The following is a 25501-nucleotide window of genomic DNA, read 5'->3' as shown; positions in this document are numbered from 1 at the left end:
TCCTTCACTGGCCCGTCACCGTTGGAATCCGTGGATCGTTGGAACTGTCCTGCAGCCGGCTGGCCAATGCCACTGTCAGCGCTTGAGCGAGACACATCGGAGCCGCAAGCGAACGGGAGAATGTATATTCGTGCTCGGGAACTGCGAACAGCACTGAAGCGGACTTCGCCAGGGGCGAAAGCGTGCTGTCGGAGATCGCCACAATGGGAACCCCTTTCTCCGCGACTTGCTCCACCACATTCACAACCTCGGTTGCGTAAAACCGGAACGAGACCGCCAGCAGCAGGTCCGATTTGGTCATCGTGCGTGCCATGTAGGTGGCAAGGCCACCACTTGGGTCGAGAAGCACACAACGTTTGCCCAGCATCGTCAGGACATAACGCAGGAGATCGACCACCGGTGCCGAGCGCAACTGTCCGATAAGGTAGATGGTGTCACTTTTCTCCAACAGGTCGACAGCGCGAGCCATATCTTCGGCAGAGACCTGAGCAAGCAGGTCCTGAAGCGACGCCATGTCACGCACGACGAGATCGCGAAGGAAACCAAGTTCGCTCCGATCAGTCCGCGCTCCAAGCTCGGCCTCGAGCGCCCTGACCCTGGCTTCGAAGCCGGGGGCAGCAGTGGAAAGACGCTTCTGGAACAGACCCTGGAGTTCCTTGAAGCCCTCATATCCCAAAGACTGGGCGAAGCGCACGAAGCTTGATGCGTGGATGCCGCAGCGTTCTGCAATTGCGCTCACAGAAAGCACGGCAACGTCGTTCGGGTTCTGCGTCAGATAGACAGAAATCTTCTGATACGACTTGCTCATGTTCTCGAACCGCTCATGGACGAGGCGGATCAGTTCTTCGTAGTCACGCGGCGGTTCGATTTCTGCCATTCCCACATCCTGCAAAATTCATTGCATTGTGCGCTGCGCGCCTGCGGATTGCCAACCCCTATTTGTATTTTCCAACGGTATGGTCAACACCAAAGCTTCACAGGCCGCCTCGGCGACTAGAATGCCTGCTGGCCTGTCAGCTTTTCGATGATCTTGTCGATCGATACCGCCAGGACGAGGAGAAGTCCGGTGACGATAAGTCTGACTTCATTGTCGACTCCCATCAGGTTCAGGCCGTTCTGCACGGTCCCGATCACCAATGCGCCCAAGAGTGCCGCATGAATGGCACCTCGCCCGCCGAATAGGCTGACGCCGCCGATCACCGCCGCGGCGATGGATTCGAGAAGAAGGGTGCCGCCGCCCACGCCACCACCGGAGAAGACACCTACACCGAGCGTCCGGGACGAGGCGACAATGCCAGCGATGGCGGCGACGCCTCCGGCGATGGCGAAGGCAGCCATTCGAATGAACGGCACCTTGATGCCCGCCCTGCGCGCCGCTTCGTCATTGTTGCCGACAGCGTAAAGGTAAAGTCCGAACTGGGTCTCGTTGAGGATGTAGCCTCCGATACCCAACAGAATCGCGAAAATCAGTACCGGCAGAGGAATACCCTGATTGGCGTTCAACACCAAAACAGCGATGGCACCGATCACCCCGGCACCAGACAGCGGAATGACAACCGCGTTCAGGGTAGAGACTTCGAGTCCTGCCTTACGCCTGCGCGCGACGCGGGACAGGATCAACACGCCGAGTGCGGCGATGCCGATCGCCCAGGCGAACCAGGCATAGACTCCGGAGACTGTCGTCTGTGCAATCAACTCGACGCCGGTTCCCATCAAGCCATACCGTGCCGTGGCGGGAAGCAGCAGAAGTTGGATGCCGTTCAAAGCAAGCCCGAGGCCAAGTGTGACCACGAAGGACGGGACGCCGACCCAGTTCACCCAACGCGCCGAGCACGACCCGATCGCGGCACCGATCAGGATCGAGGCCGGGAGGGATATCCAGGGCGAGACCCCGTAATCCACGATGAGCTTGGCGCTCAGCACCGCCGTGACACCGTGGATAGCCGCAACGGATAGGTCGATCTCTTTCACAAGAAGAACGAACATCAAGCCAAGCGCCATCATGCCAACCACGGTCGACTGCAACAGAAGGTTCGAGAGGTTGCGCGGCGAGAGAAAGACATCGCTCTGAAAGGCGAAGAATACCCAGAGGGCGATGAGGGCGATAACGACCGGCAAGGCCCGCAGGTCGCTCGTCAGAAGTTCCCCGAAGGTGCGCCGCTTGGGTGCCGCGTTGGCGGAGATGGAAGCCATAGACATTATCCTTGGAAAGCGGAGCATTCTCCGCGGGTCAGCCTGCGAGGTTTACGCCTTCGTTGCCGCCGACCATTGCGTTGACGACCATTTCGCCGGTCACGTCCTTGGAGCGGAAACTCGCAGCGTTCGCGCCGAGACGCATGACCTCGATCCTGTCGGTCGAGTTCACCACGAAATGATGGATGTCGTGACTGACGACCACCACACCCAGTCCGTCGTCGGCAAGGCTGCGGATGAGGTCGGCGACCTGTTGCGCAGCGGAGTGGCTCAAGGCCGCCGTCGGTTCATCGAGGATGACGACTTTGGGCTTCCAGAGAATCGAACGCGCAATGGCGATGTTCTGACGCTGACCGCCGGACATCGCCCCGACGGGGCGGGTGAGCGACAGATTTCCGAGGCGCATACGGGTCATCACCTCGCGTGCCCTCACTTCGCATTCTGCACGTCTTATACGCCTGCCGAAAATGCCGGACCCCGTCAGTTCGCGGCCAAGGAACAGGTTCTGTACAGCGTCGAGATTGTTGCAAAGGGCCAGGTCCTGGTAAACCGTGGCGATACCGTAAGCCGTCGCATCGGATGGGGTGCGGATATGGACAGGCTTGCCTTCGATCTCATAGTCACCCGAGTCCGCCGCGTGCACTCCCGCCATGACTTTGACAAGCGTCGACTTTCCCGCCCCGTTGTCGCCGACAAGCGCAACGATCTCGCCTGCATGTACCTCCACCGACGCTCCACGAAGTGCATGCACCGAACCGAAGGACTTTTGTATGTTGCGCATCGAGATCAGCGGCACCGACGACGTCGTCCGCGCTGCTCTTGCCTCTGAAAGAGCATCGATCGTTACGGTCATGATGACCTCCTCCCAATCGCGTTCGAAAATAGAGGGAGCGGCCTTCGCCGCTCCCAAAGCCACCCGATGACTACATGTTCTGCTTGCAGACTTCGCTCGTCTCGATGCCCTTGCAAATTTCCGCCCAAGTCCAGACGCCGGCCTTCACGACGTCGCCGAGATTGTCCTTGGTGATGTTGGAGACGGGCAGGAACACCGCGGGTACGTCCATGAACGTGTTGTTGACTTTGCCGTTGATGAGGTCTTTGGGCACGCCGTTGCCGCCCGCGACCGAAGCGACGACGTCGGCCGCATAGTTCGCCTGCACCTTGAGGTCTTTCAGAACCGAGTTGTCCTGCCATCCCTGGGCGACGTAACGTAGCGCTTCGACCGTAGCATCCTGCCCCCCGGTTACCAGCTTGTCGCCAGGCTTGAAGCCTTGCGAGATCAGAGCTGCCACGGACCCGCCCGTCGTACCGTCGTTCATGCCGACAAACACATCAACGTCGCCGCCATTTTTCGTGAGGCAATCCTCGGCAAAGCTTTGCGCCAGGACCGGATCCCAGTTCTGCGTGTATTGTTCGCAGACAACCTGGATCTTGCCGGCGTCAATCAACGGCTGAAGGAATTCGTTCTGACCCGCTTCGTACTGCGTCGTGCCATATTCTCCCTGGTTGCCCTTGACGCGGGCCACCCTGACAGGGCTTTTCGACATAGCTTTGATCAGTTCGGCGGCTCGTTTCCCCTGCTCCCTGCCAACAGCGAGAGAGTCAAAAACGATGTGCGCGTCTGCCTTCCCGCCAACGGCGTCGTGGTCATAAAGGACAACGGGAACGCCTGCCTTTTCGGCTGCGGCCAATTCGCCGGCGGCAAGATTGGCATCGGCGGATGTCAGAAGGATGACCTTGGCATCCTGTGCAATCGCGTCTTCGACCTGCGACTGCTGCTTGGCTGGATCACCTTGCGCATTCTGCACCACGACTTCGACATTCGGTGCTTTCTGCTTCATGGCGTCGATAAAGAACGGAGCGTCACGGCTCTCGAACCGGATCGTCGTCTCGTTTGGGAGAAGAAAGAAAACCTTCGACTTCTCCTCTGCGACGGCCGCGGACAGCGACGCGGCGGCAATGACTGTTGTGGCTAAAAGTGTGGTGATCAGGCGTTCCATTTATACCTCCCGTGGAACAATAGTCTCCCATAGCCGCAGGGTGCTGCAGGAGACGCCTCCCGCGTCAGCCCCCGGCCTGAACACCGCGCAACTCCATTTTGCAATGTTCATTGCGTAAATATCTATTATGCAAAACTCAATGAGTCAAAGGAAAAATGCAATATAATGTGGTAGAATACAATATTCGCAATATTCGTTGCAAAACTCCAAAATGCACAGGTGCACAGCCCATCGCCTCAGACCGACAGTGCATCCTGAACAGGGTTTATGGTTGGGAGGCAGGGCTTAGCTGCCGATACCGTTGCCACCATTAACGACCAGCTTTGGGTCAATGCTTCCCGCGAAGAAATCCAGCACGTTCTGAACTGACGCTACTGCCATTCGCTCCCCGCACTCTCTCGTCAATCCCGCGATATGAGGCGAAAGCACAACCTGATCATAGCCGAGTAGCGGGCTATCCTCAGCCGGCGGCTCGTCGTCGAAGACATCAAGTCCCGCCGCGCCAATCTGCCCAGACCGTAGTGCGTCCACGAGTGCCGCTTCTTCAACAACACCGCCACGGGCCGTGTTGACCAGGATCGACCCGCGCTTCATCGCCGCGAACTCAGCCGACCCAATAACTGGGCGATCGGCCTTGGGAACGTTGACGGAAACGTAATCCGCCCAAGCAAGGCCCTCCAAAAGGGTGTCTACTGCGCCGACCGGCCCATCGGGCCAGCCCTGTGTCGTCAGATAGGGGTCGAAAGCCTTGATCTCCATCCCGAAGCCGGCTGCCATCCGCGCAAGGTGACGGCCGATCCGGCCATAGCCGATAATCAACAGGCTCTTGCCGGAAATCTCCTCCGCCTCCAGCCTGTTCCGCCATCCCCATTCGGCAGGTTGCCGAACGGCACGGTCACCCCGCAGCACCCGCTTCGATGCCGCAAGAATCAGCATCATGGCGTGTTCGGCAACCGACACCGAATTGACATCGCCAACAATGGTGAGAGCGATGCCTCTTTCGTTGAGGGAAGGCAGGTGGACTGCATCATAGCCGACCCCGTGCCGCGAGACGACCTTGAGCCGACCGGCATTGGCGACGGTTGCGGCAGAGAGCGGCTGTGTTCGCAATACCAGCGCATCTGCCTTGCCGATCAGCGGCGCGTATGACGGCTCGGAAACTTCCTCGACATAATCGAAAGTGACACCCGGCACGCTGTTCAACAGCGCGACCCCCGACGGATGGAGTTTTCCAGCGACAAGAATGTGCGTCATCAATATGCCCCTCTCTCGCTTTTTCCCGCAGCCTGGCCAACGAGTTCGCGGAACCGCCCGACGCTTGCCGCCGCCGCGGCAGCAAGCAGACGCGAATCGCCGGAAACTGTCGTCATGTCGAAACCCCAGCCGATCGCCCTGGCCGCATAATCGGCCGTGCCACAATGTAGTGCAGCCCGAATGCCGTTTGACTTGCACGCGGCGACGATTCGCTGGAGGGCTTCGATCATTTCCGGCTCCTCGCGGTCGAAGCCAGGCGCAAGCGTGCCGTCCATCAGGCTGAACGTCAGGTCAGCCGGCCCGACATAAATCCCATCGAGGCCGGGCGTCGCGGCAATTGCGTCGAGATTTGCCATCGCCTGCTTGGTCTCGACCATGGCAAATGCCAGGATTTCGTCATTGGCCTCTCCGGCATAATTCGCGCCGGCGGCGAAACTCACCCGTGTCGGTCCAAAACTGCGCTGGCCATGCGGGGGATATCGCATATAGCTGACGAACTCGGCCGCTTGTTCAGCCGTGTTCACCATCGGGCAGATGACGCCGTATGCCCCGGCGTCGAGCACTTTCATGATAATCCCAGGCTCCAACCATGGTACCCTCGCCATGGGAACGACGCCCGATGCACGCATAGCTTGGAACATGGGCAGGACTGCCCCGTAGTCCAAGGCTCCATGCTGAACGTCGATCGATACCGAGTCGTAGCCTTGGGCGGCCATGATTTCGGCGGTGAAAGCGTTGCCTATGGACAGCCAGCCATTGATGGAAGGGCGGCCCTCCGCCCATATCTGCTTGAGTCTGTTCTTCAACATCATCGACCTCCTCAGAACACGATCTGGGCGAGCTTGGTATCCAGATAATCGCTAATGCCCTCGATGCCGCCTTCTCTGCCCATACCTGAATGGTTGGTGCCGCCGAAGGGCGCTTCGGAGGCCGCAAGCGCGAAACTGTTGATCCCAACCATCCCAGCCTTGAGTGCGGCAACGGTCCGCCGCGCACGGTCCGGCGATCGTGTGAACGCATAGGCGGAGAGGCCCATCTCCGATGCATTGGCGCGGGCCAGCACTTCGTCTTCCTCGGAAAATCGTGTGATCGCAGCGATCGGTCCGAAATTCTCTTCCGCGAAGACTTTCATGTCGTCCGTCACGTCGGTCAAAACGGTCGGCTTGTAGAAATGGCCCGCGTTGAACTCCGAGGCGCGTTCGCCGCCAGTGGCCAAAGTGGCCCCCGATTTCAGGGCGTCGCCGACAATGGACTCGACCTCGGAGAGCCTTGCGGCATTGATCAGTGGTCCCATCTGGACCGAGGGATCGAGACCGTCACCCAATTTGAGTGCTTTCGTCCTTGAAACGAGGCCATCGACAAACTGATCGTGCAGCCGCTCGTGCACGAAGAACCGATCGGGCGTCACGCAGACCTGGCCCGCGTTGGCGAACTTCGTCGGAACCGAGACATTGAGCGCGAGTTCGAGATCGGCATCGTCGTAGACGATCAGGGGCGCGTTGCCGCCGAGTTCCATCGACACTTTCTTAACCGTGTCCGCGGCATCACGGATCATCTGCTGACCAACGCGTGTCGACCCGGTCAATGACACTTTGCGAACCGCCTTGTCAGCCATGATCGGCGTATAGGTCGTCGCAGTCGGACCGACCACAAGGTTGACAGTTCCGTCCGGCAAGTTGCCTGCCCGCATGCAATCCACCATCACCATGGCGACGCCGGGCGTCTGGCTGGAGGGGCGAATGATAATGGAGCAGCCTGCTGCAAGCGCGGGTGCCGCCTTTCGAGCAACAAGTGCCGCGGGGAAATTCCATGCGGTGAAGGCCCCGACGATTCCGACAGGCTCACGGGTTACTTCGAAACGCCCATTCGGCACGCGCGATTCGATGATTCGCCCGTATATGCGCCGGGCTTCTTCGGCAAACCACCTGAACTGGTCGATCGACAGTGCCCACTCGCGCTCGGACTGTCCGATCGGTTTGCCCGTCTCAAGGGAAATCATCCGCTTGGCTTCGTCGGCGCGGCGTGTCATTTCGTCCGCAATTCGATGCATGGCGTCAGCGCGGGCAAAGGCACTTGTCGATCGCCATTTTCCAAAGCCCTTCACGGCGGCGGCAAGAGCGTTTTGCGTATCTGCAAGGCTAGCCCTTGGCACTGCCCCCAGCACCTGTTCGGTGACCGGGCTTTGAACGTCCGTCGTTGCGTTGTCCGACGCGCCAAGCCATTTGCCGTCGATGAAAAGTCCATAGTTCTGATACATGGATCACCCGATTTCGCTGGTTTTGACTGAGCGGCCTTCTGCAACCGACCTGATAGCCGCCTCGGCGAGCACAAGCGCCAGGCGACCGTCCTCGAAGCCGATTTCAGGTGACTTGCCGCTCTCGATGGCATCGACGAAAGCGCCGATCTCGGCCATGAAGGCCTCGGCGTATCTGTCGATGAAGAAGTTAAGGAGAGGCGCACCCCTGCCGGTGAAGTCCGCACCATGCAGGGTCGTCATGTTCGGGCGGCGGTTCTCCGAAATCACCATCCCCATTGTGCCGAGTGCTTCGACCCGCTGGTCGTATCCGTAGACCGCCTGCCGGGAATTGTTGATGATGCACTGCATGCCCGACGCTGTTTTCAAAACAACGGTAACCGTATCGTAATCGCCAAGCCGCTCCATCAGCGCCAGATCGATCAGACGGCTGCCCGTTGCAAAAACCTCGGTGACTTCGTCGTCGAGGATGAAGCGCGCCATGTCGAAATCGTGGATGGTCATGTCACGGAAAATACCGCCGGATGCCTCGGTATAGGCAACCAGAGGCATTCCCGGATCACGGGAGGTGATGACCACCTGATGCAATTGGCCGATTTGACCGGCCCGGATGGCGTCTCGTGCCGCCCGGTGACCGGGATCGAACCTTCTGACGAATCCCAGCATGATCGGGACCTTCGTCCCGCCGATAACCTTTGCGCAGGCGTTAACCCGTTGCAGGCTGAGATCGATCGGTTTCTCGCAAAGGACAGGCTTTCCAGATGCGACCGCCTGCTCGAGGAAATCCGCATGCGTCGGGGTCGACGTTGCGATCAGCACCGCCTCCACATCCGCACTGGAAAAGACGGCATCCGCCGAAGCGAACACCCTTGCGCCCAATTTTGAGCCTATGTCATCGGCCGCCGGACGATGAACATCGAATACACCAGCGAGGCTGGCGCGTGGATGCGCGGCGATGTTCTCGGCATGCATCCGGCCAATTCGACCGCATCCGAGAACGGCTATTTTCAACATCAGGAACCTCCCTGTTCATTTTTTGCAATGTTTGTTGCGAAACTCTTGCATTGTCAATAAATATTTCGTAGCTTCCGGAAAACATGATCCATGGGAGGAGACGAGATGTCCCGCGAGACCGTGCGCTTGACGATGGCGCAGGCGCTTGTGCGCTATTTATGCAATCAATTCACGGAGATAGACGGCGAGCGCGCACCGCTTTTTGCGGGTGTGTTCGGCATCTTCGGCCACGGCAACGTCACTTGCCTGTCGGAGGCGCTTGAGGCCGTTCAGGACAAGCTGCCGACCTGGCGCGGCCAAAATGAGCAGTCGATGGCGCTTGCGGCCGTTGCATTCGCCAAGGCCAAACGCCGCCGCCAGTTGATGGTTGCCGCGACGTCCATCGGACCCGGTGCCGCCAACATGGTCACCGCAGCCGGGACGGCTCATGCCAATCGTCTGCCCGTACTGCTTCTCGCTGGCGACGTTTTCGCCAACCGGATTCCGGACCCCGTGATGCAGCAGGTCGAGCACTTCAACGATCCCACGGTGACCGTCAACGATGCTTTCAAGGCGGTTACCCGTTATTGGGACCGCATTGTCCTGCCCGAGCAGATTGTCTCGTCCCTGCCTCAGGCGATCGCAGCAATGCTCGACCCGGCGGACTGCGGCCCCGCATTCCTCGGTCTTGCCCAGGACGCCCAGGAAGTCGCGTTCGACTATCCCGTGGCATTCTTCGAGCCGACCATGTGGTCGGTTCCGCGCCCGCGGCCGGACCGGGCCAAACTGGCTGAAGCTGTCGCCCTTCTTAAATCCGCGAAGAGGCCGCTCATCATCTCCGGCGGCGGTGTGCGTTATTCGCTGGCCGAAGAGACGGTAGCGGAATTTGCCGTCAAGCGCGGTATTCCGATTGTAGAGACGATTGCCGGGAAAGGCGCAGTCACTCATGATCATCCCGCGCATGCCGGGCCGATTGGCATCATCGGCTCGACCTCCGCAAATGCCCTTGCCCAGGACGCCGACGTCGTGCTCGCCATCGGCACCCGCCTGCAGGACTTCACGACCGGTTCGTGGACCGCTTTCGATCGAGACGCAAAATTCATCTCGATCAACACCGCCCGCTATGACGCCATCAAGCATCGCGCCGTGGCCGTGGTGGGAGACGCGCTGGAAACAGTGATCGAACTTGATACGGCGCTGGGCGATTGGAAGACGGATGCCGAACGCCTGGCGAAGGCCAAGTCGCTATTCGCTGATTGGAACAAGCTTCTCGATCAGCATCAGGCAATAACAAACGGACCAATTCCGACATACGCCCAGGTCGTTGCCATCGTCAATGAAAGCGCAAAACCCAACGACACTCTGATTGCGGCCGCGGGCGGCACGCCCGGCGAAGTGACCAAGGGCTGGCGCGTCAAGAATCCGAACACCTTCGATTGCGAGTTCGGTTTCAGCTGCATGGGCTATGAGATCGCCGCAGGATGGGGTCATGCCATGGCCAAGAACGGCGACGGCACGCCCATCGTCATGCTCGGTGACGGGACCTACATGATGATGAATTCCGACATCTATTCCACTGTGCTGACGGGCCACAAGATGATCGTCGTCGTCTGCGACAACGGAGGATATGCCGTTATCAACCGCCTCCAGCAATTCAAGGGCGTCCCGGGCTTCAACAACCTCATAAAGGATTGCCGGGTCAAGGAACCGTTCGCGGTTGATTTCGTCAAACACGCCGAATCGATGGGCGCTCTCGCCCGTCGCTGCGAAAGCCTTGCCGATCTCAAGTCCGCAATGGAATGGGCGCAGACCACCGACCGCACGACCGTCGTCACCCTCGTGACCGACGCTTATGCGTGGGTGCCTGGTGACGCTGATTGGGACGTTGGGGTGCCGGAAGTGTCGGAACGGGCGTCCGTGCAGAACGCACGGGTGCACCAGGAGGAAATTCGCAGGAAACAGCGGGTGGGAGTGTGACATGAACCGGATCGACGGAAAGATCGCCGTTGTGACGGGCGGCACCCAAGGGCTTGGTGCTGCCATCGCCCGACTGTTCGCCAAGGCCGGCGCTGCGGGCATAGTGACCTGCGGCCGGAACAGCGACAAGGGTAACGCCGTTGCCCGTTCGATTATCGAGGACACCGGAGTTCCGGTTTCCTTTGTGGCTGCCGATCTTGAGGACGTGGATGATTGCCGATCTGTCGTGACGCACGCGGATGCCAAGTATGGCCGCGTCGACGTCCTCGTGAACGCGGCGGGCCTCACCGATCGCGGAAACCTTCTGAACTCAACACCCGACCTGTTCAACCGAATGTTCGCAATCAATGTGCGCGCGCCCTTCTTCCTGATGCAGGAAGCCGCCAAGCTGATGATCCGCGACGGCATCAAGGGCAGCATGGTGAATATCGGTTCGACGTCGGAGCGGGCCGGGCAACCGTTCCTGTCACCCTACTCCGCCTCCAAAGGTGCACTGGCGACGCTGACCCGCAACTCCGGCTATGCCCTGATGCGCAACCGGATACGGGTGAACCAGCTTGACATCGGCTGGATGGCGTCGGACGGCGAAGACCGCGTTCAGCGCGAATATCACGGCGCGGAACCTGACTGGCTCGCCAAGGCCGCAGCCGCCCAACCCTTCGGCCGCATCCTGGCTCCCGATGAGGTCGCACGCGCCGTTCTCTTTCTCGCCTCGGACGACTCCGGCATGATGACCGGCTCGGTCGTCCATTTCGACCAATCGGTCTGGGGAGCCTACGATGGCGGTCCCCCGGCGCCGGCCATAGCCCTTTCTGCATGAGGAACTCAAAATGAAGACCATGAAGGGACCAGCAATATACCTTGCCCAATTCGCGGCTGATGACGCGCCGTACAATTCGCTTCCGAGCCTTGCGGGCTGGGTTGCCGACAGGGGTTTCGCAGGCGTGCAGATTCCGACGTGGGACACGCGCCTCATCGATATGAAGATGGCGGCCGAAAGCAAGACCTACTGCGACGACCTCAAAGGCGTCCTCGCAGAGCGAGGTCTCGAATTGCCGGAACTAGGCTCGCACATCACCGGGCAACTCGTCGCCGTCCATCCGGCTCACGACAAGATCATGGACAGTTTCGCCCCCGCCGCGGTTCACAACAATCCAGCCGCCCGCAGGGCATGGGCCGAGGAGCAGATGCGGTTTGCGGCGCGCGCCTCGCGCAATCTCGGCATTGATCGCCACGTCAGCTTCACGGGCAGTCTCCTCTGGCCCTATCTCTATCCCTACCCGCAATGGCCGGAAGGTCTGGTGGACGAGGCCTTCGACGAACTTGCGAAACGGTGGCTGCCAATTCTCAACGATTTTAACGAACACGGTGTCGACCTGTGCTTCGAGATTCATCCCTGTGAAGACGTGCATGACGGGCTGACCTTCGAAATGTTTTTGGAGCGGGTGGGCAACCACCCGCGGTGCAACATCCTCTACGACCCGAGCCACTTTGTGCTGCAGGCGTTGGACTATCTCGAATTCATCGACCACTACCATGAGCGCATCAAGATGTTTCATGTCAAGGATGCGGAGTTCCGTCCCAACGGCAAGACCGGGGCATACGGTGGCTTCCAGCCGTGGTCCAAGCGGGCAGGACGGTTCCGGTCCCTCGGCGATGGCCAGGTGGATTTCGGGGCGGTGTTCACCAAGCTTGCGACATACGATTTCGACGGCTGGGCCACACTGGAGTGGGAATGCTTCATCAAGCACCCCGAAGACGGTGCGGCCGAAGGCGCGAAGTTCATCCGCGAACACATTATCCGCGTCGCCGACCGCGCGTTCGACGATTTCGTGAAATCCGGCGCGAACAAGGCTGCCAACCGGGCGATGCTCGGGCTTGACTGAGGTTTGACATGACATCCAATAGTTCGACGAAAAAACCGCTCCGGCTCGGCATGATCGGTGGTGGACAAGGTGCCTATATCGGCAACATACATCGCATCGCCGCCCGCCAGGACGGTGCCTGGCAGCTCGTTGCTGGTGCCTTCGACGTCGATGCGGCACGGGGCCACGCCTTCGCTGCTGGCGAAGGGCTTGATCCGTCCCGGTCTTACGACGAATACAAGGCAATGATAAAAGGCGAACTTGCCCGCGAGGACAAGATGGACGCCGTGGCCATCTGCACGCCGAACTTCACCCACTTCCCCATCAGCAAGGCCTTCCTTGAGGCAGGCTTCGACGTCATCTGCGAGAAGCCGCTGACCGCGACCTTGGAGGACGCCGTCTCACTCGAGCAACTGGTCCGTGACAGCGGCAGGTTCATGGGCGTGACCTACACTTACTCCGGATATCCGATGGTGCACGAAGCTCGTCACATGGTGGCGACCGGTCAACTCGGCAAAATCCGAACCGTGCAGGTGGAATACCCGCTTGAATGGATGGCAACGGCCATCGAAACCGAAGGGAATGCCCAGGCCGCCTGGAGGACCGATCCGAAGAAGAACGGACGCGGTGGTTCGATCGGCGACATCGGCACGCACGCCTATCATCTCGCGGGCTTCGTCTCGGGCTTGAAACTGGAGTCGCTGACTGCCGATCTCGCCACCTTCGTTCCAGGACGCGCCCTCGATGACAATGCGCATGTGATGCTGCGCTACGAGGGCGGCGCACGAGGTCTTCTTTGGTCTTCGCAAGTGGCGCTCGGATCATCCAACGGCGTCAGGCTCAGGGTCTTCGGCGAAAAAGCGTCGCTCACTTGGTTCCAGGAGCAGCCCAATGAACTCGTGCATGCCCGGCTGAACGGCAGGACGGAGACGATCAAACGCGGAGCCGACGATCTCAGCGAAGGAGCAAAGGCTCGGACGAGGACACCTCCGGGCCATCCGGAAGGCTATCTGGAGGCGTTCGCCAATCTCTATGCAGGATTTGCCGAAGCGATCCGCGCCAAGCGCGAAGGGCGCGACCCGTCTGCAATCGGTCGGGACATTCCGACAGCCTACGACGGATTGAAGGGGGTTGCCTTCGTGGACGCGGTGGTCGACAGTTCTATTGCGTTGGATCAGCCCTGGCTCACGCCAGTGGCGGTCTGAAAATCATCTCTGGTATCCAGTTCTCCCACGCTGTCTGGCGCGAGAGTGGCGTGGTTGGGATACTTGTAGCATGCCCCGGCGGCCGAAGCCGCGTTGCTCGCCTCGGTGGCCCAAATTGCCGCCAGAGCGTGTTCGCTCGCCCCATTGCAGACGGTCAGTTGGGTAGATGACTTGATCCCTCTTTGCTTTGATAGGATTCGAACCGGCGGCCCACACAAATCTCAGTGAAAATTCCGCGCCTTCACTTTCAACGCACTTTGGTGCAGGAATCAAACTTCAACATTTCCCATCTATACGGCTGCGATCGAAAACAGTGTGAATGATCCGGCATGCCGCACAAACATAACGCCGCCCGCCTTCAAGCCGCCTGATCGCAACAAATATCGCACTTCCTTGGCCTTGGCACGTTAAGTTTACGATGCCTGTTGACGGCCGGATGGGCGAGCAGCAGGCCGAAAACTGGCCCCACCATCGCGTGAAATCGCCCCTTCCCTAGTTTCCACTACGCCAGCGACCAGGACTTTGCCCGATCGTCCGCTTGAAAGCGGAATTAAATGCGGTGTCAGAGGCGTAGCCGACGCTCTCGGCAACTGCGGAAAGGCTTTTGTCACCCTTCCTCAACTCGGTCCCGGCAACCGTCATGCGCCAGCGCATCAGATAGTCGAGGGGTGGCAAGCCAACGAGTGTCTTGAAGCGCTGGGTAAACGTCGTTCGCGACATTCCAACGGCAAGGGCCAGGTCTTCGACCTTCCAGCGTCGGGCTAGATCGCCATGCATCAGCGTGAGGGCGGCTCCAACACGGGCGTCAGTAATCGCACCGAGCTAGCCGATCGGCTGTGGCGAGGTGGCAAGGTGCGCGCGAAGGATATGGACTAGCACGACGTTTGCGATGCTGCCGGCTGAGATGGCCGAACCGGGTTGGATCGTCTTGGTCTCGTAAGAGAGCAAATCGAGGATAGCCCCAAGAGGACCGGCACGCTGTGAGGCGGCAGGAATGTGAATCAGTGGTGGAAGCTGCTTAAGCAGGATGTCACTTGTGGCGTCATCGAACGTAAATCGCCCACCGGCCGCTACTACCTTGTCCCCAGTGTCGCCGTAACGGACCACCCCATCTGCATCTTTGTGCGTATCGAAGATCAATCGTCCATCAAGCGGCGCAAGCACCGGGTTGGTTGCCGAGCAATACGCCTCGCCATTGGTCAGGAGGTAGAAGTCCCCGGCTTCAAGCTTGACCGGCGCGACTGATGCGGGCAGATAAGCCGCGCTCCGCAAATGGTGCGGCGGCGTCTAGTGCACTTGTCAGGTCGTCGGCTAGTATACCAAGCATGGAAAGCTCATCTGATTTTATTGATATTTTTAGAAATCGAAATTGAATCAGCGTGGATATATTCTGACACGACGATTATGATCGTTGGTTCATTTCCAGGAATTCCGACAAGATACTGGACGTCTCGTCCGGAAGTACTCGCAGGTCCAAGTTAGCAAAAAAAAGAAGGTGCGCAAGTTGCAGTGATGCAAATTGTTGCGGGATAAAAACCTGCATAAAATACGTGCAATCGCTCCTGTGCTTTCACCGGACGGGTGCTTATCTGATTAAATTATATAATGATTTAGCTCAGATAGAGGATTTCGCCTTGCCGACGACCGGCAAACGTAGCGAGGAAACCTGCATTTCTTTTATGCGTTCGAATTTTCAGTACGCAGAGTGCGTAAATCTGTAGGCGTGCGAAACTTTCGATAGCAGGAGTCGGCGCTATTTTAGCGTCAGTACCAGACTGACAGAGCGTCGAACGCCCTCCCGTATTCGACCTCTCCCAATGCCACAGCTACCGATGGCACCGGCAGCATGAGCCCGTTCACCGAAGCCTTCGTGAAATCGATCGGGACACCCGGCTATTCGGTCCAGCGCGCGCTCAGCGAATTGTCGAAGAGCGTCGGCGAAGCGACCGATTGGTCACAGACACCCTGGATCAAGTCATCATTGACAGCCGACATCTTGTTGGTGACGTTAGCGCCTGGAGTCAAAACACGGGCCGTAGATATGTTCTCTGCTAAGCTGAACGACGGGCCCCCTCTCGCCGACCGGTCAGGATACTGGAAGACGCTCTCGCAAAGATGCGCGCTACGTCCTGTCCCTGCCCTACACTCTATTGTCCAACATTGAACACAGGGTTGGGCAATTCGATCATGATTTCGGCCTGCTCGCGGTTATCGTTTCAATGGAATTCTTCAGATCTCTGCTAGGATGGTGGTTGCGGCCAGGCCTTGACGCCGCCGGTCCAGCTCTCGAATGCTTTGGAAAGTCTTAACACGAGCATGTCGGCGAATCGCGGACCGACGATCTGCAGGCCGATCGGCATGCCGGAGGCCGAGAAGCCACAATTGATCGAGGCAGCCGGTTGCTCGGACATGTTCCACGGTACGGTAAAGGCAATATGCTCGAACGGCTTTTCCGGGTCATTGGTGGGCGATGCCCAATCGGCCGGATAGGAAACGATCGGATTCGTGGGCGATAGCACCGCATCGACCTCGCAGAACAATTTGCCGGCCGCCTTGCGCATTTCGATCGATTGGCGAAAGCCATCAACGGCTTCAAGGCCCGTGACCACTGCACCCTTGGCTGCCCACTGGTAGATATAGGGGAGAATCATGGCGCGGCGCTCTTCGCTCAGACCCTCAATATCGCCCCAGAACTTTGCACGCCAGAAGTTGTCGAGACCGTCCAGCATGTCACGCGTCAAGACGGGAGCGACTTCGGTGACGATGGCACCGGCCTCCTCGAACCACTTGGCGGCGGCAAGCACGGCGGCCTTGATTTCCGGTTCTGCCGGAAGGCCGCAGCCGGCGTCAAGCATCACGCCGATCCTCAGGCCTTTCACATCGATCTCAAGGTCCATCCAGTCGATGTCGTTCGGAGGCAGGCTGGTGCCATCGCGCCAGTCGGGTCGTGACAAGGTGAACATCGACCAGGCGGCGTCCTCGACAGTGCGCGTCATCGGGCCGGCGCAGCGACCGACGAAATAGGGGTCGACCGGGATACGCCCATGGCTGGGCTTGAAGCCGAACAGGCCGGTCCAGCCGGCCGGAAGCCGGACGGAGCCTCCGATATCGGTGCCGATATGCAAGGGGCCGTAGCCAGCGGCGCCGGCAGAGGCCGCCCCCGCACTCGATCCGCCCGGATTCTGGGTGGTGTTCCAGGGGTTGCGGCTCAGCGGATGGAAGCTCGACAGGCCCGAGGAGAGCATGCCGTAGTCGGGGCATGTGGTCTTGGCGAAGACGACGGCTCCGTCTTCACGCATGCGAGCGGCAATCGGCGCGTCTTCGGCGGCGGGCATCAGCTCCACGGCCGCGGTGCCGAGCGGCACCGGCGTGCCCTTGGTGGCGATCAGTTCCTTCAGGGTAACGGGAATACCGTCAAGCGGGCCACGTGTTTCGCCCTTCTGCCAACGCTCAGTCGATGCGGCCGCCTGCACGCGGGCGCTTTCCGGATCATAGGCATAGAGAGCGGCGACCTCGGGTTCGAAGGCGGCAATCCGCGCTTCGACGGCCTGCCAGTATTCGGAGGGCGATAGCGTGCCTTCCCTGAACGAGCGCAAAAGGTCCTTTATGGTAAAATCGAGCAAGTCGGTCATCGGTATGCCTCTGGATAAATGAGGATGCATTTCAGATGCGAAGCGCCTCGGCCGACTGTGCCGACGGCAGCAGGTATTCGGCGCGATGGCAGGCGGTTTGTCGTCCGAGCAACAGGGTGCGAAGCTGCGGCTGTTCGACGGCGCAGCGCGCCGCGGCGATCGGACAGCGGCCCCGGAAACTGCACCCCATGCCGCTGTGGGCAATCGCTGGCATGGGTTTCTGCTGAGTGGCCGGACGGCCGAACTTCTCGATGCTTGGTTCGGCTTCAGCGAGAACCTGCGTGTAGGGGTGCAGCGGGTTCGCAAATACCTCTTGGGCGGCGCCCGTCTCCACCATGCGGCCCCGATACATGACGCCGACGGTGTCGGCGATCGCATCGACCACGGCGAGGTTGTGGGTGATGAAGAGGAAGGTCACGCCGCGCGTCGCGCGCAGTTCCATCAAAAGATTCAGCACCTGTGCCTGGACCGACAGATCAAGCGCCGACACTGCCTCATCCGCGACCACGAGCTTCGGCTCGGTGATCAGCGCGCGGGCGATCGCGATGCGCTGGCGCTGGCCACCGGAAAATTCATGCGGGTGGCGTTCGGCATGGGCGGCCGTCAGGCCGACGCTTTCGAGCATGGCAGCGACCTTGTCACGGGTCTCGGCGCGTCCTGGCCGACTCTCGAGCACATGCAGCGGTTCCGCGACGATGCGGCCAATCGTATGGCGCGGATTGAGGGACCCGAACGGATCCTGGAACACCATCTGAAAGTCTCGCCGCTTGCGCTTCAACTCTTTATCGTTCAGCCGGAACAACTCGTCCCCGTCGAAGATCACCTCCCCCGACGTCGGCCGGTCGAGCGCCATAACGATCCTGGCAAGCGTGGACTTGCCGCAGCCGGATTCACCGACGATGCCGTAGATGGTTCCCGCATCCACCGTCATGGTCAGGTCGTCGAGGGCGCGGTTGACATGCGGCTTGGAGAACAGCGAATTGCCGGCATAGTCGCGGGTCAGGCAGCGGATATCGAGAACCGGACGTTTCTTCATCGCGCAAACTCCTGCATGGCCCGGATGCAGCGAACCCCGCGGGCGGCGGCGGGAACCGTCCAGACTGGTTCGGCCTTCTGGCAATCCGCAATCCGCTCGGGACAGCGGTCGGAAAAACAGCAGCCGGGCGGAAGCTTGGCAAAGCCGGGAACCGAACCCGGAATGGTATCGAGCTTGCCGCCGTCGGTGCGGCGCTTCGGGACTGCGCGAAGCAAACCGCGGCTATACGGGTTCAGCGGCCGGGTCAGCACTTCCCGGGTCGGCCCCTCCTCCATGCGCCGGCCGGCATACATGACGATGGTGCGCCGGCACATGCGGGCAATGACGCCGAGGTCGTGGCTGACCAGGATCAACGCCATGCCGTATTCGCGCCTGAGATCGTCGAGGATATCCAGCACCTCGGCTTGCACCGTGACGTCAAGGGCGGTCGTCGGTTCGTCGGCGATCATCAATGCGGGCTTGAGGGCAAGCGCCATGGCGATACCGACCCGCTGGCGCTGGCCACCCGACATTTCATGCGGGTAGGTCTTTGCCCGGCGTTTGGCATCGGGAATACGGACACGGTCAAGCAGCTCGACGGCTTCGGCACGGGCTGCCCTCCATGACAGGCCCTCGTGCCAGACCAAGCCTTCGGCGATCTGATCGCCGACCGTCATGGCCGGGTTGAGCGCCGTCATCGGCTCCTGGAAGATCATGCCGATGCGTTTGCCGCGAACGGTACAAAGGGTCTCATCGTCGAGGTCAAGGAGGTCGCGACCTTCGAACATGATCCGGCCGGTGGCCGTTGCGGCTCCAGGCAGAAGCCCCATGACCGCCAGCGACAGAAGCGACTTGCCCGAGCCTGATTCCCCAACGATACCCAACGTTTCGCCCGCATTGAGCGCAAAGCCGACATCGGTGAGGATCTGCATCTGGCCGCCGGTCGGCAGACGCATGGAGATGGCGAGGTTTTCGACGGAAAGAATCGGTGCTTCGGTCATGCACGACCTTTCTCACGCGGGTCGAGCAGATCGCGCAGACCATCGCCCAGCATGTTGAAACCGAACACGGTGAGCGCAATTGCAACACCCGGGAGAACGGCAAGCCATGGCGCCGTACCGAGATAGGTCTGGGCGTCGGCCAGCATCCGGCCCCAGGTTGGAGCGGGAGGGGCCATGCCAAGGCCGAGAAAGCTCAGTCCCGCTTCGGTCAGGATGGCGAGGCCGAGCTGGATCGTCACCTGGACGATGATCTGGTTGGCGATGTTGGGAAGTATGTGCTCGATGGTGATGAGCACGCCGCCCTTGCCGGCGCCGCGGGCGGCCAGCACATAGTCGCGCGCCCAGACCTGCGACGCCGCGCTGACCGTGACCCGCGAAAAGACCGGCACCATGAACACGGCGATCGCGATGATGGCGGTGAAGCGGCCTGTGCCGAGAAGGGCACCGAGCATCATGGCCGACAGGATCGGCGGAAACGCAAAAATCACGTCATTGGCGCGCATCGCCACCGCTTCGAACACACCGCGTCGGGCGGCGGCGGTGACGCCCAGCAATGTGCCGAGCGAGGCGCCAAAGGCAACGGCGATGGTCGCGATCGACAGTGAGTTCCAGGCTCCCGCCATCAGCATCGACAGCACATCGCGGCCAAAATGGTCTGTGCCGAGCAAGCCCTGGGCCAGCGGCGGCTTCAGCTTGTGGATGATCTGCATCTTGCCCGGCGGCAGCGGTGTCCAGAACAGCGAGACGAAGGCAATGATCACAAGGACAGCGATGATGGTGCCGCCGATGACGAGGTTCGGGCGGCGCAGGAAGAGCGATGTCTTGCGCACCGTGAGCTTTTCGACGGTTCCGGTTCCGGCACTCATCGGCTGCGCCCCCTCAGGCGAGGGTCGAGATAGAGATAAGAGAGATCGACGATAAAATTCATGATGATGACGAGGGCTGCAAAGAACAGCACGACATCCTGCATGACGATGATGTCGCGCTGGGTGAGCGCTTGAAAAGCAAGGCGTCCGAGGCCCGGGAGGTTGAAGACGTTTTCGACGAGCACGGCACCGGCGATCAGGAAGGTGAACTGCAGGCCGAGAATGGTGACCACGGGAACAAGCGCATTGGGCACCGCATGGCGCCACAGCGCGGCCCGGCGCGGCAGACCCTTGGCGCGTGCCGTGCGCACGAAATCGTCGTTCAGAACTTCAAGCACGGCCGAGCGGGTCACCCGCGTGAGAACGCCTGCCTGGGGAAGCGCAAGGGCGATCGCCGGCAAAAGCAAAGCACCGAGCGCAGGTGCAAACCCGCCCTGCCAGCCTGGAAAGCCACCCGAGGGCATCCATCCGAGCGACACCGAGAAAACCAGCACAAGCAGAAGGCCGACCCAGAAGCCCGGCACCGCGATAAAAAGCTGGGAGACGAAGGCGGCGGCATAGTCGACAGCACTGTTGCGTCTGGCGGCCGAGGCGACGCCGAGCGGAATGGCGATGGCGACCGAAAGGACAATGGCAAAGAGCGCGAGCGGCAGGGTGACGGCGAGCCGTTCGGCGATGAGGCCCGCGACCGGAACGCCGTAGGTGTAGGAGTTGCCGAGATCGCCAGTGACGACGCTGCCAAGCCACTGCGCATAACGGATGATCAGCGGCTGGTCGAGCCCCAGTTCGTGCCTGAGCGCCGCGAGCGTATCGGGACTTGCGGACGTGCCAAGCATAATCGCCGCCGGGTCTCCGGGCAGCACATCCATGACGATGAAGATCAGCGCCGATACCGCGAGCAACGTCAACAGAAGGCTCGAAAGCCTGCGCAGAAGCAATACGATCATTCCACTGTCCTTGGTCCAACCATCTCATGGTCCCGGCTTACGCCGGAAACGCAGAGTACGGATGCCGATCGGCGGTCACGGGCGGGCGTCAGCTCGAGAGCAATCGTCAGGCCGGTCGCCCCATCCGCTCAATCTTCCCAATGAACGTCGGTCAAGACGTTTGAGGGGATTGGCTCGTTTTCCCAAAGCCCCTTCAGCTTGGCGTTCCAGACGCCGAGTTTCGGCATCACGAACAGGAAGAGAGCCGGTACGTCATCCGCTAGGATTGTCTGTGCCTCGCCGTAGAGCTTTCCCTGTTCAACGGGGTCGGTTGTCAGTTCGATCTTCTTGATAATGTCGGTAAATGCCGGGTTCTTATAGTTGAAATAGTAGGGATCACGCGCGTAGATATCGATATCCATCGGCTCGGCGTGGGCCACGATGGTCATATCGTAGTCGGTCCCCTTGAAGACGTCCTGCACCCATTTTGCCGGGAATTCGGTCGGCTCGATGGTCATGGTCACGCCGATCTCGGCAAACATGGCCTGCATGATTTCGGCGCTACGCGGCGCATAGGGCATCTGTGGTGTCTTGATCGTGAAGGTGAAGCCATTAGGGTAACCGGCTTCGGCAAGAAGGGCCTTTGCCTTTTCCGGGTCGTATGGATAGGTGCCGGTCAGGTCGATATAGCCGCGGTCGTTGGGAGTGTAGTGGCTACCAATGGCGGTGCCGAGACCCGACCAGGCCCCGTCGATGACAGTCGAGCGGTCGATCGCCATCATCAGCGCCTGGCGAACACGTTTGTCGTCAAAGGGCTTGCGGCTGTTGTTCATGCCTGCAACGACTTTGAGCTCCGTATTGCCGATCACGGTCACGAGCTCAGCGTCTTCCTTGAAGCCTTCCATCATTTCGGGCGCGGCGAACTCTGGAAACGCATCGACGTCGCCGGATTTCAGCGCTGCCGCCTGGGCCTGCGCATCGGCGATGAAGCGGAACGTCACCTTGTCGAGGCCGACCTTGGTCTGCGTGTTCCAATAGCCGGGATTGGCGGCGAGCTCCACGCGGTCGCCCTTCGTCCAGCTGACGAACTTGAACGGGCCGGTGCCGATCGGTGTCGTCTTGTCATTGGCGGCGCTCTTGGTGCCGACCATCACGGAGGCGGGCCAGCCGAGCCAATAGAGAAGGCTGCCGTTGCGCTCCTTGAGTTTCAGAACCAACGTCTGCTTGTCGGGCGTGTCAATGGTGTCGATGGCGGCAAAGAAACGCTTCTGGCCATTGGTCGATTCCGGCCCACGGGCGCGGTCGAGGGTGAACTTGGCAACGGAGCTGTCGAAGTCTTCGCCCTCATGGAATTTGACGCCTTGCTGCAGTTTGAAGGTGTAGGTCAGACCATCCTCGGAGATTTCCCAGCTCTTGGCGAGCTGCGGCACGACCTTACCGTCCTTGTCGATGGCGACTAGCCCTTCGAAGATATTCTGCCAGGTCACCTGGCCGATGGCGACCGGCGCGGAGATCGTCGGATCAAGCCCCTGAGGCTCGACGCTCATGCCGAGCACCAGCGACGTCTTGGTTGCTGCGATCGTCACTCCCGCCAAAAGCAGGCCCGCGGACAGCGCAAACCCGAAGGTGGCTGAGCGGACCACACCACCCGCTATGCTTTGAATGCGGTCCATTATATTCCCCTTGTTGCGGTCTCGTCGCTGTGGTCAATTTCACGCGACTGGTCCGTTTGGGAGGAAGTGTGTCAGCTTAGCGGCGCGCACACAATGTCGAAAATGTGTGCTGAGTGTAGCGAAAAGTGATCCACCAACCGTTATGTCGCCCTCGATTTGTGAACGGGCGGCCAGTCTCTCGTCTAACCCCTTCGGGTCCCGATCGTATGCCCCATTGTTTCGCGCATGAAGCGCTCAATGAAGTCCAGGAGCTTGGCGGCGGCAAACGACAACTGCCGGTCAGGGGCAACACAGAGATCCAGGGGTGTTCGCACCCCCTTGCTGCCTGCAACGGGCACCGCAACGAGCTGCCCGGCCTGACACTCCCTTGAAACCGCCAGCGCCGGCAGCAGCGTGATGGCCGCGCCACGCAGGACGAGTTCCTTCTGCATTTCAAGCGAGTTGGTGATGAAGATCGGATCGAGTGTCAGCCCTTCGCGGGCAAATAGCGCGTCAAAAGCCTGACGCGCGCCGAAGCTTTGGTCCGGAACGGCAAGGGGGTATGGTGCAAGTGCGCGAAGCGAGATTTCGCTGTGGCGCGCAGCCGGATGGTCGGCAGCGGCAATGACGTCGTAGGTTACCTCCGACCGCAGCCTGACCTTGCTGCCTGCGAGCGGTGGCGCAAACAGCGTGACAGCAATATCGGCTTCCGCATTGCTCACCGCCTCGATGGAGCGGTAGGCGCTGGCTATTATTACCTCGAAGCGAACCTTGGGATAGAGCAGGCTGAAATCGGCGAGTGCCGGCGCGAGTAGGTTTGCAACAACGGCACCGCTTGCAAACACCGTTACTCCACCGCGCTGCAATCCCTTGAGATCGTCCATGAGCTGGCGTACATGGTCGAGCTCGCGCAGGGTGCGGGCGGCACGCGCGGCAAGAAGCTCCCCTGCCGCGGTAAGCGTGACGCCGCGGGCGCTCCGCTCAATCAGCGACGTGCCGAAGTAATATTCGAGGTTCTCTATCTGACGGCTGATGGCGGTGGGCGCGACATGCAGGTTTTCAGCCGCCGCCCGCATTGAGTTGGTGCGAACCAGTTCGTCAAAATAGATAAGCGCGCGGATTTGCATGGAGCGGATTCCATCAAGAAGAGTGAACGAGGATCAGCACCTTTGTACCGAAGCTTCAGGAGAAACAATGCCACTTTCCCTGCGACCAGACATGCCAGCGTTCATCGCGGATGAAAACGGCCATATTCCGATGTATGACGAGACAGCCAACTGGCTTGTGATCGTCACGCGCGAAGCCCTTAAGGATATTGCTTCGCCCCCTGAAAGCTCAGTTTGAGCGGTCGAGAGAGTACGCGGAAACGTTTGGCAAAGTCGCGTCTTACAAGCTTGAGCACGGCCGCGCTGGCGAGGAAGACACAATATGGGTTCAGGCTGAGGATGTTGTGCAATGGCCCAAGGCGCATCAGGCTAACTGACCCGGCGGATGAGGGCGGAGGAGTACAAACAGCCGGAGCCACCGACGATGCCGCGCTTGTCCAGCATTTGTGGAGGTAGGCTGAAAAACCTTTTTAAGAAGGGCGTTGATGTGCCGGGTATTAAAAAGTGGTATCAAAGCCCGGTCGGGGTTTTTAGCGACGTATAAACCTAGCCGCATCACACGTTTGCGGACGCGAGCCATGTGTAAAGAACCTTTCTCGATGACTATTTTCTCCGTGAGGCACATCACCGAATATCACTACAAGCGGCCTGTGGAGTTTGCTGAACATCGTTTGATGTTTCGTCCACGGGATAGCTTCGACCAACGGCTTCTCAGCGCAACCTTGGCCGTTGATCCGGCGCCGGCTTATGTTCGCTGGATCCATGATGTCTTCGGCAACTGCGTCGCTCTGGTGGGATTCGCACACCCGGCTCGCGCCTTGCGGTTTGAAAGCCACATCCGCCTCGATCATACATCGCAAGTCGCCCTCGATCTTCAGATCGACGATGAGGCTCGGACCTATCCTTTTGCGTACGATCCCGATGAATTGCCCGATATCAGGCAGACAATCGAACGCCAGCACGCCGATCCGGGCGATCAGGTAGGGCGCTGGGCGCGGCAGTTCGTTAGGATTGGCCAGCCGACGGAAACCGGTCGCTTGCTGATGACGCTTTGCTTTGCGATCCACGAAAGTTTCTCCTATTACCGCCGGCTGGAACATGGGACGCAGACACCAATCCAGACCCTGCAGCTACGACGGGGAACATGCCGGGATTTTGCATTGCTGATGATGGAAGCGGCACGATCGCTGGGTCTCGCTGCTCGTTTCGTTACCGGCTATATCTATGTCCCCGATCGCGACGGATCGACAACACTCGGCGGCGGCTCCACCCATGCCTGGTGTCAGGTCTACCTTCCAGGAGCCGGCTGGGTCGAGTTCGATCCCACCAACGGCATTGTCGGCAATCGTGACCTGATCCGCGTTGCCGTTGCTCGCAATTCCCGCCAGGCCATTCCGCTAACGGGTAGCTACAATGGTGACGCGTCGGATTATGAGGGAATGTCCGTTCAGGTGAACGTCACAACGGAAAGCGCAGCGATCGCGTTCGACCAGGAGAGGTTGCAGCGCTCAGAGCCGCTTATGGCAATGAGCCTTTGACGATAGCCTATCGAAAATAGCGAG

Annotated in this window: 23 protein-coding genes and 1 pseudogene; 7 read left to right on the top strand and 17 right to left on the bottom strand. The window is 60.0% G+C overall.

Annotation, left to right across the window (positions count from 1 at the left end):
• Nucleotides 1-4: 4 nt before the first annotated feature.
• The 8 genes from ACSQ3F_RS21715 to iolG all read right to left on the bottom strand — a co-directional run bounded on the left by ACSQ3F_RS21715 (nt 5) and on the right by iolG (nt 8718).
• Nucleotides 5-877: a MurR/RpiR family transcriptional regulator gene (locus ACSQ3F_RS21715; protein ID WP_436102339.1), complete on the bottom strand. Its 873-nt coding sequence runs from the start codon at nt 875-877 to the stop codon at nt 5-7.
• A 116-nt stretch (nt 878-993) separates the two neighbouring features.
• On the bottom strand, nt 994-2193 hold the full coding sequence (locus ACSQ3F_RS21710) for a sugar ABC transporter permease (RefSeq protein ID WP_436102338.1): 1200 nt from the start codon (nt 2191-2193) through the stop codon (nt 994-996).
• A 37-nt stretch (nt 2194-2230) separates the two neighbouring features.
• The gene (locus ACSQ3F_RS21705; protein WP_436102337.1) at nt 2231-3046 is read right to left on the bottom strand and encodes an ATP-binding cassette domain-containing protein; all 816 of its coding nucleotides are present in this window, start codon (nt 3044-3046) and stop codon (nt 2231-2233) included.
• 70 nt (nt 3047-3116) lie between these two features.
• Complete coding sequence (locus ACSQ3F_RS21700; RefSeq protein WP_436102336.1) at nt 3117-4193, bottom strand: ABC transporter substrate-binding protein; 1077 nt, start codon at nt 4191-4193, stop codon at nt 3117-3119.
• Between the two features lie 285 nt (nt 4194-4478).
• Nucleotides 4479-5447: a hydroxyacid dehydrogenase gene (locus ACSQ3F_RS21695; RefSeq protein WP_436102335.1), complete on the bottom strand. Its 969-nt coding sequence runs from the start codon at nt 5445-5447 to the stop codon at nt 4479-4481.
• On the bottom strand, nt 5447-6256 hold the full coding sequence (locus ACSQ3F_RS21690) for an HpcH/HpaI aldolase family protein (protein WP_436102334.1): 810 nt from the start codon (nt 6254-6256) through the stop codon (nt 5447-5449). The genes ACSQ3F_RS21695 and ACSQ3F_RS21690 overlap by 1 nt, the downstream gene beginning before the upstream one ends.
• An 11-nt stretch (nt 6257-6267) precedes the next feature.
• Nucleotides 6268-7704, bottom strand: coding sequence for an NAD-dependent succinate-semialdehyde dehydrogenase (locus tag ACSQ3F_RS21685; protein WP_436102333.1), 1437 nt, complete (start codon nt 7702-7704; stop codon nt 6268-6270).
• 3 nt (nt 7705-7707) lie between these two features.
• Nucleotides 7708-8718 carry an inositol 2-dehydrogenase gene (gene iolG, locus ACSQ3F_RS21680; protein ID WP_436102819.1) on the bottom strand — a complete coding sequence of 337 codons (1011 nt, stop codon included), beginning with the start codon at nt 8716-8718 and terminating at the stop codon, nt 7708-7710.
• A gap of 102 nt (nt 8719-8820) precedes the next feature.
• On the opposite strand from iolG, the gene iolD reads away from it, so the two are divergent.
• Genes iolD through ACSQ3F_RS21660 form a run of 4 tightly spaced genes read left to right on the top strand, consistent with a single transcriptional unit; the run spans nt 8821 to nt 13741 of the window.
• Nucleotides 8821-10671, top strand: coding sequence for a 3D-(3,5/4)-trihydroxycyclohexane-1,2-dione acylhydrolase (decyclizing) (iolD, locus tag ACSQ3F_RS21675; protein ID WP_436102332.1), 1851 nt, complete (start codon nt 8821-8823; stop codon nt 10669-10671).
• Nucleotide 10672: 1 nt separating this feature from the next.
• A complete protein-coding gene (locus ACSQ3F_RS21670; protein WP_436102331.1) occupies nt 10673-11491 on the top strand; it encodes an SDR family oxidoreductase in 819 nt (272 codons plus the stop codon).
• A gap of 10 nt (nt 11492-11501) precedes the next feature.
• Nucleotides 11502-12557 (top strand): sugar phosphate isomerase/epimerase family protein, encoded by a 1056-nt coding sequence (locus ACSQ3F_RS21665; RefSeq protein WP_436102330.1) that lies wholly within the window; start codon nt 11502-11504, stop codon nt 12555-12557.
• Nucleotides 12558-12565: 8 nt separating this feature from the next.
• A complete protein-coding gene (locus tag ACSQ3F_RS21660) occupies nt 12566-13741 on the top strand; it encodes a Gfo/Idh/MocA family protein (RefSeq protein ID WP_436102329.1) in 1176 nt (391 codons plus the stop codon).
• Between the two features lie 492 nt (nt 13742-14233).
• On the opposite strand, the gene ACSQ3F_RS21655 is transcribed toward ACSQ3F_RS21660, so the two are convergent.
• On the bottom strand, nt 14234-14518 hold the full coding sequence (locus tag ACSQ3F_RS21655) for a helix-turn-helix transcriptional regulator (protein WP_436102328.1): 285 nt from the start codon (nt 14516-14518) through the stop codon (nt 14234-14236).
• 45 nt (nt 14519-14563) lie between these two features.
• Nucleotides 14564-15013, bottom strand: a complete 450-nt coding sequence (locus ACSQ3F_RS21650; RefSeq protein ID WP_436102327.1) for a cupin domain-containing protein — start codon at nt 15011-15013, stop codon at nt 14564-14566.
• Nucleotides 15014-15548: 535 nt separating this feature from the next.
• On the opposite strand from ACSQ3F_RS21650, the pseudogene ACSQ3F_RS21645 reads away from it, so the two are divergent.
• Nucleotides 15549-15905: pseudogene (locus ACSQ3F_RS21645) on the top strand (caspase family protein); the annotation flags it as partial.
• Between the two features lie 76 nt (nt 15906-15981).
• Here ACSQ3F_RS21645 and ACSQ3F_RS21640 read toward each other — a convergent pair.
• The 7 genes from ACSQ3F_RS21640 to ACSQ3F_RS21610 form a co-directional block, all read right to left on the bottom strand.
• A complete protein-coding gene (locus ACSQ3F_RS21640; RefSeq protein ID WP_436102326.1) occupies nt 15982-17373 on the bottom strand; it encodes an amidase in 1392 nt (463 codons plus the stop codon).
• A gap of 31 nt (nt 17374-17404) precedes the next feature.
• Entirely contained in the window at nt 17405-18409 is a 1005-nt protein-coding gene (locus tag ACSQ3F_RS21635) for an ABC transporter ATP-binding protein (RefSeq protein WP_436102325.1), read from the bottom strand.
• Nucleotides 18406-19389, bottom strand: coding sequence for an ABC transporter ATP-binding protein (locus ACSQ3F_RS21630; RefSeq protein ID WP_436102324.1), 984 nt, complete (start codon nt 19387-19389; stop codon nt 18406-18408). The genes ACSQ3F_RS21635 and ACSQ3F_RS21630 overlap by 4 nt, the downstream gene beginning before the upstream one ends.
• On the bottom strand, nt 19386-20255 hold the full coding sequence (locus tag ACSQ3F_RS21625) for an ABC transporter permease (protein WP_436102323.1): 870 nt from the start codon (nt 20253-20255) through the stop codon (nt 19386-19388). Before ACSQ3F_RS21625 ends, ACSQ3F_RS21630 begins: the two co-directional genes overlap by 4 nt.
• Nucleotides 20252-21202, bottom strand: a complete 951-nt coding sequence (locus ACSQ3F_RS21620; protein ID WP_436102322.1) for an ABC transporter permease — start codon at nt 21200-21202, stop codon at nt 20252-20254. The genes ACSQ3F_RS21625 and ACSQ3F_RS21620 overlap by 4 nt, the downstream gene beginning before the upstream one ends.
• Nucleotides 21203-21330: 128 nt before the next feature.
• Complete coding sequence (locus ACSQ3F_RS21615) at nt 21331-22854, bottom strand: ABC transporter substrate-binding protein (protein WP_436102321.1); 1524 nt, start codon at nt 22852-22854, stop codon at nt 21331-21333.
• A 182-nt stretch (nt 22855-23036) separates the two neighbouring features.
• Nucleotides 23037-23960: a LysR family transcriptional regulator gene (locus ACSQ3F_RS21610; protein ID WP_436102320.1), complete on the bottom strand. Its 924-nt coding sequence runs from the start codon at nt 23958-23960 to the stop codon at nt 23037-23039.
• Nucleotides 23961-24027: 67 nt separating this feature from the next.
• Here ACSQ3F_RS21610 and ACSQ3F_RS21605 point away from each other — a divergent pair, with 67 nt between their 5' ends.
• Nucleotides 24028-24177 carry a hypothetical protein gene (locus ACSQ3F_RS21605; protein ID WP_436102319.1) on the top strand — a complete coding sequence of 50 codons (150 nt, stop codon included), beginning with the start codon at nt 24028-24030 and terminating at the stop codon, nt 24175-24177.
• Between the two features lie 361 nt (nt 24178-24538).
• On the top strand, nt 24539-25477 hold the full coding sequence (locus ACSQ3F_RS21600) for a transglutaminase family protein (RefSeq protein WP_436102818.1): 939 nt from the start codon (nt 24539-24541) through the stop codon (nt 25475-25477).
• Nucleotides 25478-25501 lie beyond the last annotated feature (24 nt).

This window comes from Pararhizobium sp. LjRoot238 (assembly GCF_964252955.1).
Classification (GTDB): domain Bacteria; phylum Pseudomonadota; class Alphaproteobacteria; order Rhizobiales; family Rhizobiaceae; genus Pararhizobium.
Note: the sequence above shows the minus strand (reverse complement) of the source record. Positions and strands in the feature narration are given on the sequence as shown.